This window comes from Flavobacterium hauense (assembly GCF_054457175.1).
In genome coordinates this window covers 159,847-176,793 of record NZ_JBTKVX010000008.1, presented here as the reverse complement: position 1 = coordinate 176,793, position 16,947 = coordinate 159,847, and the positions used below count along the sequence as shown (strand labels likewise).

The following is a 16,947-nucleotide window of genomic DNA, read 5'->3' as shown; positions in this document are numbered from 1 at the left end:
GTCTAACTATTACCATAGCGATACACCATTGTCAAAAATATATTTATTGCCTTCAAAAGGCTATAAGGAGTATACATTGAGCGGTTTGGTATTAGAGAAGGATGATGCAGGTGTTATTTATCACAGCATAGGTGTTAACGGTGCCAAATGTTCGGACTATAATAAATACCCGTTGTTTTTTGAGCAGCTTCCGGCACTTCAACCGGATTTGGTTATCATTTCATTGGGTACGAACGAATCGTTTGATAAAATGAACAGTGCGGCTTATAAAGAGCAGCTCAATTTATTCATAGGAAATGTGAGGGCTAAGAATCCGGATGCGGCTATTTTGGTCATAACTCCGCCACCTTCGCTGTTTAAAAGAAGATATCCGAATACTTTCGCGGCAGATTATGCCAGGAACATAATGATACAGGAAACAGAAAAGAATTATGCTACCTGGGATCTATATTCAGAAATGGGAGGGCTGTTCAGTGTTAACCGAAATGCTGCAAGAGGCTTGATGAGTACTGACAGGGTACATTATTCAAAAGACGGTTATGAAAAACAAGGCAGGCTTTTTAGCGAAGCTTTCCTTAAGGCTTATGATAATTTTAAAATGAACAGGGACTAATGTTTACAGATATAGTACCGCAACTATCGGGTCAGGATGTGATGGAATGGTTTTTATACAATCCTAAAGAACCTATGCTGTTTAATACGGCAAAGTTCTTAAGGCTATTCCTTATATTCTACTTTATATATATACTTCTTAAAGATACATTCAGGCCGAGGTTAGTCTTTACGGCCGGCTTCTCTATTTATTTTTACTTTCTGTGTAGTGGGCCTTTGTTTGTGTTTCTATTGATATCATCTGTTGTAGACTACACGCTGGGTTATTTCCTATATCGTGAAGAAAGCACTGTAAGGCGTAAAATATATTTATGGTTTAGTGTTATTGTAAACCTGGGCTTGTTGGGGTATTTTAAATATGCTAACTTTCTTATAGGTACTTACAATGATGTTTCGGGTTCGCATTTTCATTTTTATGAAGTAATATTGCCTGTTGGGATTTCATTCTATACCTTTCAGTCTATCAGTTATATTATAGAGATCTATCGTAAGGAGATAGCACCTACCAAGACATTCCTGGAATATCTTTTCTTTGTTTCGTTCTTCCCGCAACTTGTAGCGGGGCCTATTGTAAGGGCAAAAGATTTCCTTCCACAGATTTATGCAAAGCTGAATGTTACCAAAGAAGAGATAAGCTATGCGTTGTTCCTTATTATAGGGGGGCTTATAAAGAAAACTGTAATATCCGATTATATCGCCCTTAACTTTGTAGACAGGGTATTCGATCTGCCAAACGCCTATACGCCATTTGAGAACCTTATGGCTGCTTATGGATATACGATCCAGATATACTGTGATTTTTCGGGGTACAGTGATATGGCGATCGGTATTGCGCTGCTGCTTGGGTTTAAGCTGCCTACCAACTTCCGTACACCTTATAAATCGTCTTCTATTACAGAGTTTTGGAGAAGATGGCATATATCGCTTTCTACCTGGTTGAAAGACTTTTTATATATCTCGGTAGGAGGTAACCGAAATGGCACATTTGCAGGTTTCTTTTTTCCTGCAGTGTTTTTCCTTGGTCTTATTGTATGGGGAGCTACCTATGGCCCCGACAGTAATATGCCTTTGATATTAGGTATTGGCTCACTGCTTGTATTCACCCTCACATTTGTACTTTCTAAAGATAAAGACAGAACCATGTTTACCAATGTAAACCTTATGACCACAATGTTGCTGGGTGGACTTTGGCACGGTGCCAGTTTCCGTTTTATCATCTGGGGTGCTTTGCATGGAATGGCATTAGCTGTACATAAGCTTTTCTCAGAATATTTCCCTGATCGAAAAGATGCCCCAAAAACAGGTGCTAAAAGAGTATGGACTTTTATTTCGGTAATTCTTACATTCCATTTTGTGGCGTTTTGCTGGTTGTTTTTCCGAGCCAAGGATTTTACTACGGCACTTGATGTAATCAATAACATAAGTATGGTGACTTTTAGCCCGGAACAATGGAAAACGATTGTCATGGGTTATAAAAATGTATTCCTGTTGATGGCGATTGGTTATGTATGGCATTTCCTTCCGGATAGTTTCTCTACATCACTTAAGAAAACATTTGATAAGACACCACTTGTTATTAAAGGAATTATCCTTGGATTTATATTCTGGCTTGTTTATGCCGCCGCCGCCGCCGGCCCTCAGCCATTTATTTATTTCCAGTTTTAATATAGGAATGTATAGGCTTACTTAGATTTCAGCTTTACAGGCTTTAATATATAAAGGGGCTGCCTAAAAAGTGCGATTCTGTACATAATGAAATGTAGTGAAGAATCTAAATGTTTGATTACTACTGGATTCTTCCTTCGTCAGAATGACAAAATGCTTTATAACCACTTTGCCTCTTCTATTTAGAAGCTAAATTTTATAAGAGCATTTGGGGTTCTTTCCAAAGCGTAAGTGTTTACCTCTTCGATACCGTTATTGTCGCTGTTTATACGGAAGTATCGGTTAATTATGTTTCGGCGATTAAAGATATTCTGTACTGATATGCCTAATTGCAGTTGTGATTTTTCGGTTGCTTTTATAACATAAGAAGCGGAAAAATTAACCTGAAAAAAAATCTCAATATTAGCCGAATTGGGTGATGCGTAAATGATCGTCGGGGTTGTTGGTGTAATAAACTCCGGCTGGGTGCTAAGGGGAGGGGTATAAGGTTTGCCTGTAAACCATTTTGACCCTAAGGCTACTTTTAGCTTTTTCCATTCATAAATAACAGCAGAATTTATAGTGTGGCTTATTTCGAAATTGCTGGGGAACTTATCGGGAGAAAAAGTTTCAAATTTGTATTTATTGCTGTTTAGTGTATAGCTTAACCATGCATAAAAGTTTTTGAATTGCTTTTGCACCAAAAACTCGCTGCCATAAACAGTATATTGTCCAATGTCATGCCTTAGCTCCAGCTGATCCTGAAAACCTTGTCCGCCGGTAGTAATGCCATTTACCTTTTTATAAAAATTCTCCAGAGATACCAGCCATCCATTTTCTTTAAAGGTCGCTCCAAAAGATATTTGGTTGCTTTTTTGTACCGGTATATCATTATCGTTAGAGAGTATCCATCTTCTTTTCTCGAGGCCTAAAAAATCACCCTGAAGCTCTACAATTTGCGAGGTAGACTGGCTTTTCATCTCGGCCAGTGCTTCCAGCTGCCAGCTTGGGGCAATCCTATAATTTACTTGAAGCCTGGGCTCGGGATATATCATACCGAATTTTGTGATATAATTAATGCGTAATCCTCCGCGTGAATGCAATCGTGCATTTTTAGAATCATATTCAAGCTCGCCAATAAAAGCATGCGTACGTAAAACTTCCTTTGCTTTGCGGCTATATGACGGTTCGTTAACCTGATCAGAATTTTCTATGCCTATTTCGTTATATTGATAGCCTGTATGCAGTTGGTAAAGACTGGTGAGCTTTCGATGATCGGCGATTTTAAATCCGGTATCAAGAATGGTATTCCCTTGTTGCATTCTCTGTCCTGATTGCAGCGAAGCGTTACTTCCGTCCACATTATAGTAAGATGTGTAAAATCCAACATCGCTGCTGTGGCGGTCATCCCATTGGGTATCCCATCCGGCAGAACCACCAAGCGTTAGCTGTTGCAAATTACTTAATTCGGTAATTACCACACTCCCTTGTGTGAAATCAAGATTGTTCTTAATGCCTATAAAGTCAACATAAAGGTTGTGTTTTTTTGCTATCTTCTGGTGATACTGGCCTGTGAAATCATAAAAATAGAATTCTTTATCGCTTTCATAGTTTATATCGTTACTGCCATCCAGGTCGGTAACTACAGTATTCTGAAAAATTCTTTTGGAATATTTGCTGTATGTTGGAAATTCTATTGCATCCGTAAATGATCTGCGGGCTGAGAACTCAAAATTTGCATTTTCATTCGCTTTGATCTTAGTATAAAAATCAACGTTGATCATGTTGCTGCCTATCGTGAAATTGCCTGAGCCTATCTCACGGGTATGCGAAGAGATGTCAACCGCACTCGATACGCTTTCTCCGTAAAAAGCAGAGGTGCCGTTTTTAAATATCTTGATTTCATTACCAAGATTTGGGTTTATGGCGGATATAAGCCCAAAAAAGTGACCTGTCTGGTAAAGGCGTATGCCATTCCATAAAAAGAGGTTTTGATCGTGCGTACCGCCTCTTACATTGATGTTGGAAACAGTTTCGTCGATACTGTTTATACCGGGCAATTGTTGCATGGTTAGCAGCACGTCGGGCTCGATCAATCCGGGGAGGATTCCGAATTTTTTAGGTTTGATAGTAAAGCTGCCGTCTTTCTTTTTAGAGATACCGGTAGCAAGGTAGCGTTCGGCAACGAGTTCCTGAAGCTCAAGTGTTTCAAGCTGTAAGACAATAGCTTTACAATCATCTGTAAAATCTTTCAGGTTTATGTTGACCGGCTGATAATTCAGGTGATCTATGAAAAGGGCTCCTGTAAGTGTTGCCGGGAGTTCAAAATATCCATCCTTTCGGGTAACTGCCTTAGTGTTATCCGGAAGCTGTATTACGGCATTCTCTACAGGATCTCCAAGCTCATCTATTATATAGGCGCAACGTTTTTTAGCTATTTTAGGAGCAAAATATATAACAATGTTTTCGCCAACTTCTTTATAGCTTAAATGCGTGCGATTCTCTATATAGATCAGCTTTGCTTTGAGGGGAATGAATATTTCAGGAGGAATGATAACGTGACCTGCGACATCTTTATCGGCATAACTGAACTTTACATTATGGTAAAGCGCCATATCTTCAAGCAGCTTTTTGAGTTCTACACTCTTATTTTCGTCCTGACCAAAAACCTTGGGGACGATGAGTAAGAGCGGTAAAAACATCAAAAGATGCCTGAGTCTTAGCATTATTCAATAGAGAGTATGATTTTATTGCCTGCTTTTTGTGATTTTAAATGGTATGCAGTTTCAATAATTTCAAGGGCATCACTAAGATTATTCATCGGTATAGAACCTGAATAGGTCTCGTTTCGTTTATCAGTAAGGTCAATATCTATACGGTACTGGCGTTCCATTTCATTAATGATACGGCTCAGCTTTTCTTTTTGATAGTTCACTTCATAAGTAAGCCATCCAGGTTGTGTATTCTCTTCAGATAGTACATCTACCTGTTTGCCATTATCAAAAGCTACGCTCATTCCCGGTGTAAGCAGTATGGTATTGCCTTTACTGGTTACTTTTACTTTACCTTCAAAACAGGTTACATCAAAACGGTTATCCCTTGCTTTTACATTGAACTGTGTACCTACTACGGTAACTTTACCCATAGTTGTCACTACGTCAAACGTTTGGCCTTTAGCTACTTTAAAGTAGGCTTCGCCATCCAGCTGCAATTTACGATTATTTTTCCAATTCCAGGCTTTATAATCGACTTCAGAACCCGAGTTTAGCGTAACCGCAGAGTTGTCAGGTAGCAGGAATTCTGTTCTTTGTCCTGCTTCGGCTAATTCCGTAGTTGTTTTTGTAGTATAGGCAAAGTAAGTAGCGCCTAATGCAAGTATAAGCATTGCTGCTACTCTTCCGATCCACGGGCTTAAAGTTCTTACTTTTACAGGTCTGTTCTTGTTTGCTTCAATGCGTGCATATAGCGCATCCATATCACCTTCAGGCACAGTTAGCTGCGCCGAATATTCTTTTATTTTGTTATAAGTAGCATACTCAGGGGTGGCCATGAAGGCTTTAAGTTCCTTCTCGTCCAGCTCATTGTTAAGCCACTTCGCTAACATTGTATCATCTTTCATTTCTAATCCCTTTTTTACTATAACAGTTGTTTCTTAAAATTCCCTACCTGAAACTTTCAATTTCTTTTCTTAATTCTGTCAAAGCCCCGTGAAGTCGCTTTTCGACAGCCTTTACACTAATGCCTAATATCTCTGCTATTTCATGATATTTCTTGCCGTCAATGCGGTGAAGAAGAAATGCGGTGCGCTGTGCTTCGGTAAGATTCGAAATGGCATTCTGAAGCTTTATCTTAAACTGCTCTTCTTCCATCAGGAACTCAGGACTTTGATTGTCGGTTCCTTTAGGAGGACTCTTTTTAGAATATTCAAGTACTACCTTTTGATGTGCGATCTGGTTAAGGGTGGTGTTATTAGCTACAGTGTATAGAAAAGACTTAGCCTTTTCCAGCGGCACATTGGCGCAATTTTCCCAAAGCTTAATAAAAGCCTCCTGGGCAACATCTTCTGCCTGTTCTTCGTTCCCGTATTTATACAGCAGGTAATTGCGAAGTGATTTTGCATGGCTCTTGAAAAAATTGGCAAAGACAATTTCTTCACAAATGCCTTTCAGTGAATTGTTTTTCATTTTGGCTTGTAAAAGTGGGTGTAAATTATAAAAAAAATGAATGTAGCTTAGTAAAGCTTGAAAAAAGTTTATTTGAATATTTTTCTTAAGCGAATACTAATTACTTGATGACGAATTCTAAATCACGGATGTACTATGCTCATTTTGCTATAAAGACTGATTGTAAAAATCTTTTTTCTGTAGCGTAGCAAAACTTAAAAGAGTTATAAAGTTGCTGTATGGGAGTATTTTTCAGTCTAATTTTGCATAAAAGACTAAAACACGAAACTATGAAAAGAATCAATTTATTAGCAGCATGCTTAATTCTTGCCGGTCTGACTGCATGTTCAGACGATGACAATAAATCAGGCGTGAACGGTAATGCCACGGCTGTTGCGAATAACCTGAAATCAGGTACATGGAGAATTACGAATTTCACCGAAGAGGGTAATGTTGAGACAGATAATTTTGAGGGTTTCAATTTTACATTTTATGAAAATAATATACTGACAGCGACAAAAGGTTCGGATACTTATACCGGTACCTGGGCGGTCTATGATGATGACAGCAATGACGATGATGGCTTTGACAGCGATATCGATGTTGAGATCAATTTTACTGCGCCTGCGGAATTTACAGATCTTAGCGACGACTGGGATGTTATGGCAAGAACAGGTACAGAGATTAAACTTATTGATGTAAGCGGAGGTGACGGAGGGACTGATTATCTTACCTTCCAGAAAAATTAATTTTTTAAAGAAGGGTATTTCCTGGTCCGGCTGTTTTATTCAAAGAATAAATGCAAACCTAACCAGTACTGTTTGTAACGATAAATGAAAAAGAATTTAAAATGATGAAAGCCATTCGCTGCGGTGAATGGTTTTTATTTTTGAAAAATTTTAAAAGCAGGTAGGGTTTTTTTAAATTTGACTGTTATATTCAATATCAGATAAAAATGATTAAAAACCTGTTTGCTGTTTTGATGTTTGCATTCCTGGCAATTTCGTGCCAGAATGAGTCTTTTGATGAAAAGACTGAAGCATTGGATAGTAGCTCGTCATTAACCGCTGTTTTAAAATCAATGTCGGTAAATGATACTGCAGAAGATAATGTAATAGACAGCACAAGTTGTTTTAAAGTTAAGCTTCCCGTTGAAGTTATCGCCAACAAAAACAGGATTACAATTGTTACAGCTTCTCAATATGAAGACGTTGCGGCAATTTTTAACCAAAGTCAGGATGACGAGGATACTTTATCTTTTGTTTTTCCTGTTACGGTTGAAGATCAGAATTATAATGAAACAGTTGTAAATAACCAGGGTGAGTTTGATGCAATGATAGCATCCTGTGTTGTGCCGGCTGATACTATAGGAGGCGATTGCGTTTCGTTAATGTTTCCGATCACGTTTTACAATTACAATAGCGGTTTCCAGATTCAGAACACAAACGTTCTGAATACTAATAAAGAGCTGTATACAATGCTGCAAAATCTGGGGCCTAATGAGTATTATTCGATAGGATATCCGGTTTCGCTAAATGTAAATGATGGTGCAGGGGTTACAGTAAACAATAATGTTGAGCTTCTTGCGGCGATTAATAATGCGTTGCAGGGATGTGAACAGGGCGGATGCACGAATCCGGGTATTCTCGTAGATGATTTGTCTCTTTACATGACATTCTCTAATGGGATAGTGAAGGATCTGAAAGGTAATGCGATCATAGTGCCGACTGACATCACTTTTACAGCTGATAGGGAAGGTAACCAGAATTGTGCAGTTGTATTTAATGGATCTCAGTTTTTACAAGTGCCTCAAAATAGTGATAATGCAATTGTTCAGGGGCAGGCATACAGTGTAAGCCTTTGGTTCAGGATGCAGAATACCAATGGAGGCGATGTTGAAAAGCTTTTCTCTAAAGGTAGTACCGATGGAGAGGGTTTCCAGCTTATGATAAAAGAGCTTAATGCACCTTTGTTTTCGGCAGGAAATTATATCGGCCTAGTAGATTTAGACTGGAAAGTTGATGCAGCACTACCTGTTGATACAAATAAATGGCATCATCTGGTAGTAACTGTAGATGCAGATAACAATGTCAGGCTGTACCGTGATGGTCAGCTGAGAAACAGTCAGAATGCTTCCGGAGCCGCGATAGGCAACGAGGCTATGGATTATTTTATAGGTAGCGGTTTTACAGGTTTTCTGGATGATCTGCGAGTCTATAAAAAAGTGCTTTCGCCTGCAGATGTTCAGGTTCTCTATGAGCTTGATGGCGATTGCAATACATGTTTAGAATAGTTGTGTTTTTTTAAATATTCAAGTTTTTTTCCGAGAAAAACCGGCCCCTTCCCAAGCCGGTTTTTCGTTTTTTATACCTTTTCGTAAATTAACTGTTTAAAAAGCCATTCCCAATAGCCTTTTTATTAGCGTAAACCCTGTATCTTAAAAATCAAATTCTTAAATTTGCACCTCTATAAAAAGAAACCCTGATTTTATGTTCGATAATTTAAGCGAGAAATTAGACAAAGCCTTTCATATACTTAAAGGCCACGGAAAAATAACCGAGGTAAACGTTGCTGACACCCTTAAAGAGGTGCGCAGGGCATTACTTGATGCCGACGTTAACTTTAAGATAGCTAAAGATTTTACTACCAAAGTAAAAGAAAAAGCGATTGGCGAAAATGTACTTACTACATTACAGCCGGGGCAGCTGATGGTTAAGCTCGTGAAAGATGAGCTTACAGAACTAATGGGGGGAGATGCGTCAGGGATTAACCTTTCAGGCAATCCTACTGTAATATTAATGTCAGGTCTTCAGGGTTCAGGTAAAACAACTTTCTCAGGAAAGCTTGCTAATTTCCTTAAAACCAAAAAGAACAAAAAACCTTTATTGGTTGCGTGTGATATTTACCGTCCGGCTGCGATCAACCAGCTTCATGTTGTAGGTGAGCAGATAGGCGTAGAGGTTTACTCTGAAGAAGGAAACAAAAATGCTGTTGAGATTGCGCAGAACGCAATCAAACATGCCAAAGCAAACGGATTCAACGTAGTTATCGTCGATACTGCGGGCCGTCTTGCCATTGATGAAGAAATGATGAACGAGATTGCAAACGTTCATAAAGCTATAGAACCTCACGAAACATTATTTGTCGTAGATGCCATGACAGGCCAGGATGCTGTAAATACTGCCAAAGCATTCAACGACAGATTGGACTTTGATGGTGTTATCCTTACTAAACTTGATGGTGATACACGTGGTGGTGCGGCAATCTCAATTAAATCGGTAGTAGACAAGCCAATTAAGTTCATCGGTACAGGTGAAAAAATGGAGGCTATCGATATCTTCTATCCAAATCGTATGGCCGAGCGTATCCTTGGTATGGGTGACGTTGTGTCGCTTGTTGAAAGGGCACAGGAGCAGTATGACGAAGAAGAAGCAAGAAAGCTACAAAAGAAGATCGCTAAGAACGAATTCGGTTTTGATGATTTCCTTTCGCAGATACAGCAGGTTAAGAAAATGGGTAACATGAAAGACCTTGTAGGTATGATACCCGGAGCAGGAAAAGCGCTTAAAGATGTAGAGATCGAAGATGATGCATTCAAACACATTGAAGCTATAATTTATTCTATGACACCTGCAGAACGAAGCAGGCCTGCCACTATCGATGTAAAAAGGAAAACCAGGATCGCGAAAGGATCGGGTACGTCTATACAACAGGTAAACCAGTTGCTGAAGCAGTTTGACCAAATGAGCAAAATGATGAAGATGATGCAGGGAGGTGCCGGCAAAAACCTGATGAGGATGATGGGCGGAATGAAAGGAATGAAGCCTTAAAAATACTGAGACGCGGTGAAACGCGTCTTTTTTTATTATACAACTGCCTGGCAGTTTCTATTGAACATCTATTTTCAAAATAAAACACGAACAATGCAATTACTGGACGGAAAAAAGGTTTCGGAAGATATCAAGAATGAGATCGCCGAAGTTGTAACCAAAATGAAGAAGAAAGGCGAAAAGGTGCCTCACCTTGCCGCTGTAATAGTAGGTAATGACGGTGCGAGCCTTACTTATGTAGGCAGCAAAGTAAAAGCCTGTGAATTTGTAGGCTTTGAGTCTACACTTATAAAATTGCCAAGCACGATATCTGAGCTTGAGCTGTTGAAAAAAATCGAGGAGCTTAACCAGGATGATAATATCGATGGTTTTATCGTACAGCTTCCGTTGCCAAAACAGATCGATGATCAAAAGGTTCTTATGGCAATCGACCCAAGCAAAGACGTTGATGGTTTCCACCCTGAGAACTTTGGTAAAATGGCACTGGACATGACAACATTCATTCCTGCTACACCTTTTGGTATATTAGAGCTGTTGGAACGTTATAATGTAGAGACTGCAGGTAAGCACACAGTAGTTATTGGCCGTAGCCACATCGTTGGCCGCCCGATGAGTATCCTTATGGGACGTAAAGGTTTTCCTGGTAACTCAACAGTTACATTAACGCACAGCCACACAAAAAACATTGCACAGATAACTACACAGGCAGATATCATTATTACTGCCCTTGGTGTACCCAATTACCTTAAAGCCGAAATGGTTAAAGATGATGTAGTAATCGTAGACGTGGGTATTACGCGTGTTGCTGATGAATCGCATCCTAAAGGTTATGTTATTACAGGTGATGTTGACTTTGAGAACGTAAGCAAAAAAGCATCGTTCATCACACCGGTTCCCGGTGGTGTTGGGCCAATGACAATTGCCATGCTTCTTAAGAACACGCTTCTTGCAAGAGAGCTTAGAAAAGATAACAAATAATATATCGTACAGAAATATAAGGGAGCCAATTGGCTCCCTTTGCTTTTAATACTCTGTAGATGTAGTGAGTTCTTTCAGATTTTCAAATGCTGCCATTTGTTTTTCAAACTTGCTTGTTGCCCTGCGGTAAGCATCACTTCCTAATAATAAATGCAACGGAGGGTTTTCTTCAAAGGCAGTCTGTATCATGATAGCAGCTCCTTTTTCAGGGTCACCGGCTTGTAAGCCATCCATATTCTGATACTTATGCAGCATCTCATTAATAAAGGTGTACTCGCCCGTAATTTCTCTAGGTACAGATAGCGTTTCCTTAGACAGGAAGCTTGTCCTGAAAGCTCCTGGAGCTACTGCCGTTACAGTAATTCCAAAGGGTTCTACATCCTGTGCAAGGCCTTCTGACAGACCAATAACTGCCGCTTTTGTTGCTGAGTAGGCCGACCATCCTGACCCCGGGGCAACGCCCGCGATAGAGGCAATATTAATGATATGTCCCGATTGTTGCTTTCTCATTATGGGTAATGTATGGCGAATTGTATTGAATACCCCAAAGACATTAATGTCAAATGCGGCACGCACAGCAGCATCTTCAACTTCTTCGAGGCTTCCGCCGATGCCATATCCTGCATTGTTTATCAGTACATCCAGCCCTCCGAAAGTGGCTTCAGTTTTAGTGATGGCTTCTTTTACCGATGTGTCGCTCGCAAGATCCACCTGTAATGGAAGGAAGTTGTCTGTAATATCTCCCACAGCTTTTATAAGCTCATCGGTAGTGCGTGATGTAGCGGCTACTTTTTGGCCTAACGCCAAAAGCTGTTTTACAAGTATCAGTCCAAAGCCTTTAGAAGCTCCGGTTACAAACCATATTTTTTGTTTCTGTGTATCCATGATTTTAGTTTTTAATTATATACAAATTTCGGGTAAATGGCTAAGAGATGGCTTTGCCATTTCAAACGCATATTTGTATAAATCAAACATAAAAAAACCACCCCGGAGGGTGGTTTGAAAACTATTTGAACTTTTAATTATTCTTTGATGATCCTGATTCGTTTAGAGCCGCTTTCGCCAGTAACGTTTACAAGATATGCACCAGAAGCAAGATTTTGAAGGCTCACGGATGCATTCTGGCTGTTTATGGCCTGTGAGTGTACAAGTTGGCCTGTAATGCTGTAAACTTCAACTTTTTCAATAGTTGCAGTAGCATCAAGATTAAGTACGTCTTTTACTGGGTTAGGATAGGCTGTAATGTTTTTGAAAGCATTTTCGCCAAGGCCTACAGTCCCTTCTGTAGTAAACGGAATTGTCAGCCATCCGCTAAATGATGGTCCGCATTGCACTCTTACAAAAGCATAGTATTGTGTGCCTGGTGTAAGTTCTGTAAGTTCTTTAGATGTTCCGGGCTCTGGCTGGCCTTCTTCAGGAAGGGTATCAGTAGTTCCGTAAGTAAAATGGTAAACACTAGGTGTTGCATTACCTGATGCTGCTGCTTCCCATGATATGGTTGCTGTAGTGGTTGTTACATTTGTAGCAGCACCATTAGTTGGCTCGCCACAATCAATTACTTCAATCTTAAAGTCATCTACGTAGATAGCACTCTGGCCTGCATCGCTGTAAGCGTTAAATCCGAAGTAGTAAACACCTGTTGGCAGATTAACATATTCAACATTAAATTCTTCCTGTGTCCCACCTGTAATGCCTTCATGTGTACCAAGATTGCTTCCTATCTGGTAATTCGGGTTCGGGTTTGTATTGATAGTGGTTTTAAGGTTCTCTGTAGATGAACCATTATTACCATACTTATAGGATATTTTATAAAGAGTACCTGTAGTTAGTTCAACTCCCTGAGTAAAGAACCATGAATTTGCTGCGTCGTTTGTACCAGTGTATACTAAAGTTTTGCTCGTAAATCCACTTCCCGGATTGTTAGCCGTTACCCATTGGTTACCTGATATCGGTTCATGGGCAATTGTGCATTCAGGAACTGCCGGTGTAGCAGCCGATTCAAAGTCAAGAATATAAGGAACAGTTGTAGGTGCACATGTAGGAGTGGTAAAGCTGAAGCTTTGTGACCATTCACCCATTACAGGCCCACAGATTCCTTTGATAAAGAAATAGTAAGTTGTACCAGGCTCAAGTTCTGTCAGTTCTGTAGTTAATACAGGAACGAAGTTTTGATCTGTTGGGGCTTCATTAGTTGTATTGTAAGAATAAAGATAACCTACAGCAGGATTGCCCTGAGCTTCCCAACTGATGGTTGCGCTTGTAGTAGTTACGTTAGTTGCTGTAATATTAGCTGGTTCGCTGCATGTCCACGGTTCTATTATAATATCATCTACATACAGATTACCTTGTGATGCGTCGCTATAAGCATTAAATCCAAAGTAATATACTCCCGCAGTCTCCGGAGTTATAGTTAGTGGATTTGCAGTGTTGAAGGTTGATGGCGTTCCTCCAATAATTTCTGTAAAATCGCCAAAAGTACTTGTCGTTGATGCAGCATTTGGGCTGGTAGCCATTACGACTTTTAGTTTTTCAGTTGATGTGGCGCTGTTGTTCCCATATTTATAAGATATTTTATAGTAACCCTGAGGCAGGTTTATCCCCTGTGTAAAGAACCATGCATTAGCCGGATCAGCATTTGCCGCATACTTTAGAGTGTTGTTTTCAAATCCGTTACCAGGATTGTTAGCCGTTACCCATTGGTTTGCGGTTGTACAACCAGGTAAAGCCGGAACTGTTGCAGACTCAAAGTTTTGAGTATAGGGAACTGTTGTCGATTCACACATTGGAGTTGTAAATATTACCGGTTCGCTCCAGCCACCAATTACAGGCTGGCACTGTGTCCTTACAAACAGGTAGTAGGTAGTTCCCGGTAAAAGATCTGTGGGAGCTGCCGTAGTCGTAGTTGTGTAATCAATATCGTTAGGATCTGTAGGAGGGGTATTGGAAGTCATATACGAATAATGATACACCGTAAACATATCGGTATTATTATTAGCTGTAGCATTCCATGTAAATGTGGCTCCCGTAGTTGTAAGGTTTGTTACTTTAATATTTTCCGGATTATTACAGGTTACCGGCTCAACAATAATATCATCTACATAAATATTTCCCTGGTTTGCTGCACTCATTGCATGAAAACCAAAATAATAGGTCGCAGTACTTTGTGCAGGGAATAAATTAATGTTCATCGTTGTAGGTGTGCCGCCAGTTATTCCGTTATGTGTTTGGAATGGGTTGTCGCTACTGGTTCCTGTTGTTCCAAGAGTAACAACAAGATCTTCGGTAGATGCACCGTTGTTCCCGTATCGGTATGATATTTTATACCATGTACCGGCTGTCATTGCAATTCCTTTAGTAAAAAACCATGCATTAGCTGCCTGAGCATTGCCGGTATATCTTAGGGTTTTGCTTTCAAATCCGTTGCCAGGATTGTTTGTTGTTGTCCAGGTGTTGGTTCCCGTGACTGTTGAACATGCCGGTAGTGCCGGTGTTGTAACTGCTTCAAAATCTTCCGTGTAATACGTAAGCGGAGTGCAGTTTTGGGCTCCCATTTGCGCGGCAAAGAGTAACCCGAATAATAAGGTAATTTTTTTCATAGTTATTTAGTTAATTTTTGAACTTTGCTAATTTAAAAACTTAACTAAATGATAATCAGTACTATTTGTTTATAACAAAATTTATTTTAATGTTATATTTATAAGATTTTTATTATAAAAAACAATTTTAATCACAGATAGCTGTACTATAATAGCATTTCATTATACTTATTTGTACATTCAGTAAAATAAACTTATGGTAATATTGACTACTAATGACTTGAAAAAATCGTAATATGGCTTTATAGTTGTAAAAATGTTATATTATTTTCAATAAATTTCACAATCTACGAATACGTTTTCACTGGAGCTGTAAATTGTGAAATTTTAAGCTTTATAGATTAACTTTAATCTTTTCGCCTTTGGTTTGGCCTCCTATTACTATTTAATGGTTTGCCTGTACCATTGTTACGTGTTTGGGGCCTGTTAGGATTTAACGGCCTGCGGGCTGCAGACACTCTTTGTGTAGGTTCTTCTTTGGCAAAACTGGCTTCTTCGGTTTTGCTCGATGGCTCAATAAGTGTATTTAGCTCTTTTATTTCGGCCGGGGTCAGTTCCCTATAGCGGCCTACAGGTACATCGAGAGAAATATTAATGATACGTATACGTTTCAGAGCGGTAACATCATAACCAAGGTACTCGGTCATACGGCGAATCTGTCGGTTAAGCCCTTGCGTAAGCACAATGCGGAATATGTATTTGCTGATCTGCTCAACCTTACACTTACGGGTTACAGTATCTAAAATAGGTACTCCGTTACCCATACGTTGTATGAACCTGTCGGTAATGGGTTTGTTTACCGTTACAATATATTCTTTCTCGTGGTTATTTCTTGCACGGAGTATTTTGTTTACAATATCCCCATCGTCGGTCATGAATATAAGCCCCTCACTGGCCTTGTCAAGCCTGCCGATTGGAAAGATGCGTTTAGGATAATTGATGTAATCTACAATATTGTCTTTCACATCAGTATTGGTAGTACATTCAATGCCTACGGGTTTATTGAATGCCAGATAAATATTTTTGGTGGTTTTCTCTTTAATAAGTTTTCCGTCAATGCGCACTTCGTCATCTGGAGTAACCTTAGTTCCCATTTCAGGAACAATACCGTTTATGGTTACGCGTCCTTCTTCGATGAGTTTGTCGGCTTCCCTGCGTGAGCAATAACCGGTTTCAGATATAAATTTATTAAGGCGTTTCAATTCTTCCATAATGCAAAATTAAGATAATTATAGCTTACTCTGCCTTAAAAAGGAAATCGTAAACCGAATCGTAGAGGGCATCACCGTGCATGCTGTGTCCCAGGCCTTTTGTAGTGATGAATTTTGCATCCGGCCAGGCAGCTGCTATTTTCTGTCCTTCTTTAAATGATACTACCGTATCATCGACATCATGGGCAATAAGGCCTTTTATTTTTATTTTAGATGCAAATACACTGCCTGAGAATTCGTGGGTCTTGATTTTGTAATGCTCAAAAAAGTGTTTTTCAAGTAACTTGAAGACATTGCTGTTAAGGCTGAGCATTCCTGCATAATTCTTTAATAAGGTGTTCAGTTCGCAAGGGGCTCCTAATACAACTAGTTTTTTTATGTATTCGTTTGTATAATGTGACTGGAAATACAAAGCTGTAGCGCCGCCAAGAGAATGGCCTATCAGATAATCAGGTTTCAGGTTTCTGACAACTACATCTACAAATTCAGCATAGCGCGGCATACTGAATTCGGTGCCGGACGAAAGTCCATGGGCGGGGGCATCAATGGCAATAATGGTACTGCCTGATTTTTTAAGATAGCCTATCAGTTGTTCCCATCGCGAAGCATTGCTTTCCCAACCGTGCATAAGCAATATCCTTTTATCATTCCCTTTCCAGGTGTAGGTTTGAAAAAGGAAGTCATTATGGGTAACCATTTCTGCATCGGCTTCTTTCAGGATGTCCGGAAGAGCTTCTTTTACGAGTCTGCCATCGCGAGGATGGCTAAAGAATTTGTAGGCAAGCCAGCTGGCTTTTTTTGGATATATAAAACTCAGTATATTAATATACAGTCCAAGCCCTTTTGAAATAATGTATGTAAGTAATTTTTGCATTGACTGACCATAGCAAAAAAAATCCCCCGCCATGGCGGG

13 protein-coding genes are annotated in these 16,947 nt (G+C 39.6%); 6 read left to right on the top strand and 7 right to left on the bottom strand.

Features of this window, described 5'->3' with window-relative positions; all coding sequences use genetic code 11:
- Together ACX0HA_RS07955 and ACX0HA_RS07950 are read left to right on the top strand one after the other, a co-directional pair.
- On the top strand, positions 1-613 hold a 613-nt coding region (locus tag ACX0HA_RS07955), incomplete at its 5' end, for a GDSL-type esterase/lipase family protein (protein ID WP_458844733.1).
- Complete coding sequence (locus tag ACX0HA_RS07950) at positions 613-2,277, top strand: MBOAT family O-acyltransferase (RefSeq protein ID WP_458844732.1); 1,665 nt, start codon at positions 613-615, stop codon at positions 2,275-2,277. The genes ACX0HA_RS07955 and ACX0HA_RS07950, both read left to right, overlap by 1 nt.
- Positions 2,278-2,459: 182 nt before the next feature.
- Here ACX0HA_RS07950 and ACX0HA_RS07945 read toward each other — a convergent pair whose 3' ends face one another.
- Genes ACX0HA_RS07945 through ACX0HA_RS07935 form a run of 3 tightly spaced genes read right to left on the bottom strand, consistent with a single transcriptional unit; the run spans position 2,460 to position 6,440 of the window.
- Entirely contained in the window at positions 2,460-4,958 is a 2,499-nt protein-coding gene (locus ACX0HA_RS07945; RefSeq protein WP_458844731.1) for a TonB-dependent receptor plug domain-containing protein, read from the bottom strand.
- A gap of 23 nt (positions 4,959-4,981) precedes the next feature.
- Positions 4,982-5,875, bottom strand: coding sequence for a FecR family protein (locus ACX0HA_RS07940; RefSeq protein ID WP_458844730.1), 894 nt, complete (start codon positions 5,873-5,875; stop codon positions 4,982-4,984).
- 43 nt (positions 5,876-5,918) lie between these two features.
- Positions 5,919-6,440 (bottom strand): RNA polymerase sigma factor, encoded by a 522-nt coding sequence (locus tag ACX0HA_RS07935; RefSeq protein WP_458844729.1) that lies wholly within the window; start codon positions 6,438-6,440, stop codon positions 5,919-5,921.
- A gap of 269 nt (positions 6,441-6,709) precedes the next feature.
- On the opposite strand from ACX0HA_RS07935, the gene ACX0HA_RS07930 reads away from it, so the two are divergent.
- The 4 genes from ACX0HA_RS07930 (at position 6,710) to ACX0HA_RS07915 (ending at position 11,227) form a co-directional block, all read left to right on the top strand.
- Positions 6,710-7,168, top strand: a complete 459-nt coding sequence (locus ACX0HA_RS07930; protein WP_458844728.1) for a hypothetical protein — start codon at positions 6,710-6,712, stop codon at positions 7,166-7,168.
- A gap of 206 nt (positions 7,169-7,374) precedes the next feature.
- The gene (locus ACX0HA_RS07925; protein ID WP_458844727.1) at positions 7,375-8,712 is read left to right on the top strand and encodes a LamG domain-containing protein; all 1,338 of its coding nucleotides are present in this window, start codon (positions 7,375-7,377) and stop codon (positions 8,710-8,712) included.
- 196 nt (positions 8,713-8,908) lie between these two features.
- Positions 8,909-10,249 (top strand): signal recognition particle protein, encoded by a 1,341-nt coding sequence (ffh, locus tag ACX0HA_RS07920; RefSeq protein ID WP_458844726.1) that lies wholly within the window; start codon positions 8,909-8,911, stop codon positions 10,247-10,249.
- 93 nt (positions 10,250-10,342) lie between these two features.
- The gene (locus ACX0HA_RS07915; RefSeq protein WP_458844725.1) at positions 10,343-11,227 is read left to right on the top strand and encodes a bifunctional 5,10-methylenetetrahydrofolate dehydrogenase/5,10-methenyltetrahydrofolate cyclohydrolase; all 885 of its coding nucleotides are present in this window, start codon (positions 10,343-10,345) and stop codon (positions 11,225-11,227) included.
- Positions 11,228-11,272: 45 nt separating this feature from the next.
- On the opposite strand, the gene ACX0HA_RS07910 is transcribed toward ACX0HA_RS07915, so the two are convergent.
- The 4 genes from ACX0HA_RS07910 to ACX0HA_RS07895 all read right to left on the bottom strand — a co-directional run bounded on the left by ACX0HA_RS07910 (position 11,273) and on the right by ACX0HA_RS07895 (position 16,908).
- Positions 11,273-12,112, bottom strand: coding sequence for an SDR family oxidoreductase (locus ACX0HA_RS07910; protein ID WP_458844724.1), 840 nt, complete (start codon positions 12,110-12,112; stop codon positions 11,273-11,275).
- 137 nt (positions 12,113-12,249) lie between these two features.
- Complete coding sequence (locus tag ACX0HA_RS07905) at positions 12,250-14,823, bottom strand: fibronectin type III domain-containing protein (RefSeq protein ID WP_458844723.1); 2,574 nt, start codon at positions 14,821-14,823, stop codon at positions 12,250-12,252.
- Positions 14,824-15,170: 347 nt separating this feature from the next.
- A complete protein-coding gene (gene rluF, locus ACX0HA_RS07900; protein ID WP_458844722.1) occupies positions 15,171-16,034 on the bottom strand; it encodes a 23S rRNA pseudouridine(2604) synthase RluF in 864 nt (287 codons plus the stop codon).
- 25 nt (positions 16,035-16,059) lie between these two features.
- Positions 16,060-16,908: an alpha/beta fold hydrolase gene (locus tag ACX0HA_RS07895; protein ID WP_458844721.1), complete on the bottom strand. Its 849-nt coding sequence runs from the start codon at positions 16,906-16,908 to the stop codon at positions 16,060-16,062.
- Positions 16,909-16,947: the final 39 nt, after the last annotated feature.